Origin of the sequence: Sphingobium indicum BiD32, from assembly GCF_000382885.1 — a bacterium.
Classification (GTDB): Bacteria; Pseudomonadota; Alphaproteobacteria; order Sphingomonadales; family Sphingomonadaceae; genus Sphingobium; species Sphingobium japonicum_C.
The window spans coordinates 1-1,724 of the sequence record NZ_CAVK010000248.1 but is presented as its reverse complement, the minus strand read 5'-3'; the positions used below and the strand labels follow the sequence as shown (position 1 = coordinate 1,724).

General features: G+C 64.4%; 1 protein-coding gene. It reads right to left on the bottom strand.

Going from position 1 to position 1,724, the window contains the following annotated elements:
• Positions 1–46 precede the first annotated feature (46 nt).
• Complete coding sequence (locus EBBID32_RS21765; protein WP_006967274.1) at positions 47–1,675, bottom strand: alkaline phosphatase family protein; 1,629 nt, start codon at positions 1,673–1,675, stop codon at positions 47–49.
• Between the last annotated feature and the right edge of the window lie 49 nt (positions 1,676–1,724).

Sequence of the window (1,724 nt, the reverse complement as noted above, 5' to 3'; positions counted from 1 at the left end):
TCTCGACTTCGCTCGAAACGAACGGAGTGTGGGTGGGTGATCGGGTTTACTGGGCGGGACAACTTGTCCCTTCACCCGCCACCAGATCCAGACAACGACCGTCAATCTCGCTCTTCGCGACCGGCAGGGCGATCAGCGCCGCCAGCGTCGGCAAGATATCCACCGTCTCCACGCCCAGCGGTTGCTCGAAATGCGCCAGCCCCTTGCGCCAGAACAGGATCGGCACGCGGCGGTCATAGTCCCATGGGCTGCCATGGGTCGCGACATAGCCCTTGGTCGGATCGACAATCGGCGTGACGCGGGGTTTGAGTAGCAGCAATATGTCGCCCGACCGCTGCGTATCGAAGCTGGCGCGCGCTTCCTGAAGCAGGGTCCAGCTTTCCGGCGGGCCGGAGGGGGATGGGACGGCGGCGATCTGTGCCTTGGTATAGGCGGCCTCGACCTGCGGGTGTCCGCGCAGGAATTTCAATGTCTCGGCCTCCACCGTCGCGCGCTGGGCGGTGGTCAGCCCCTTGTCGAAATACAGGTCACCCGCCGGGCCGTCGCCCCAGATCAGTTTCTTGCCGGACAGGCCGGTCTTTGCCCCGATCGCCGCGGTCAGCGCCTTGGGCGTCAGCGCTTCATCGACGCGAACGGCCATCGGCATCGCATTTTCCTGATGCCGTTCGGGCAGGTCGTGGCCGCCATGGTCGGCGGTCAGCATGACAACATAGTCGATGCCGTCCTTGTCCAGCCGGTCGAAGAAGGCGCCCAGTTCGCGATCCAGCCGGTCGACCTGGATGCAGCTTTCGGTGCCTTCGGTGCCGTAGGTGTGGCCGATATAGTCGGTTGCCGACAGGCCGATCGAGATGATGTCGCTCTGCGCCTGCTTGCCCAGCGCCATGCTTTCGATCGCGGCGGCGGCCAGCACCAGGGTCATGGCATCCTGTTCGGGCGATGCGCGAAAGCTCTTGAAGTCGCCAGCAGCGCGGGCGAAGCGGCCGGTACCAACGCTCTTGCCTGCGCCGATCGCGACGGGGAAATCCTTGGCCGTGCATTGTTGCGGCAGGTCGAAACCGGCATTGGGTTGGGCCAGGCGCTGGGCGAAGGCTTCGTTGATTTTCGCGACCAGCGGCGGCGTGGCGACGCCCTTATAGCTGACAAAGCCTTGCGCGCCACCGACCCACCATGTCTGGTCGGCGGTCGGCCCGCCCATCATGATCGCGGCGCGATCCTTGCCCGCGACGGAGACGACGCGGGTGGCCGGGTTGGCGATCTTCATGCGGCCGCCCAGCGTCGGGACTTTCAGATGGATGGGTGAGGCGACATAGTCGCCGCTGTTGCTGCCGGACACGCTTTCATCCTCGGCACAATAGATCGCCTTGTCGTCCCGCGCGGTCGACAGGTCGAACCAGGTGTTGGCGATGATGCCGGTGCGCGACGGGCGGCTGCCGGTCAGGATGGTCGAATGGCCGGGGCAGGTTTCGGTCGCCGCGTGGCTTTGATAGCCTTTGGGGAACACGGCGCCCTGCGTCAGCCGCTTGAGGCCGCCGCTATAATATTGGCGATATTCGCTGAACAGGTCAGCCGAAAACTGGTCGATCGAGATGGCGACGATCAGCTTGGGTGGCGTCGTTTGCGCTGTAGCGGGGATTGCGGTGGCGAGTAGCAGGGCGGCGGCGACTTTTCTCAACATATTTCGACCCTTTAATCAGGACATTCCGGCCATCCTCCCCTGCAAGGGG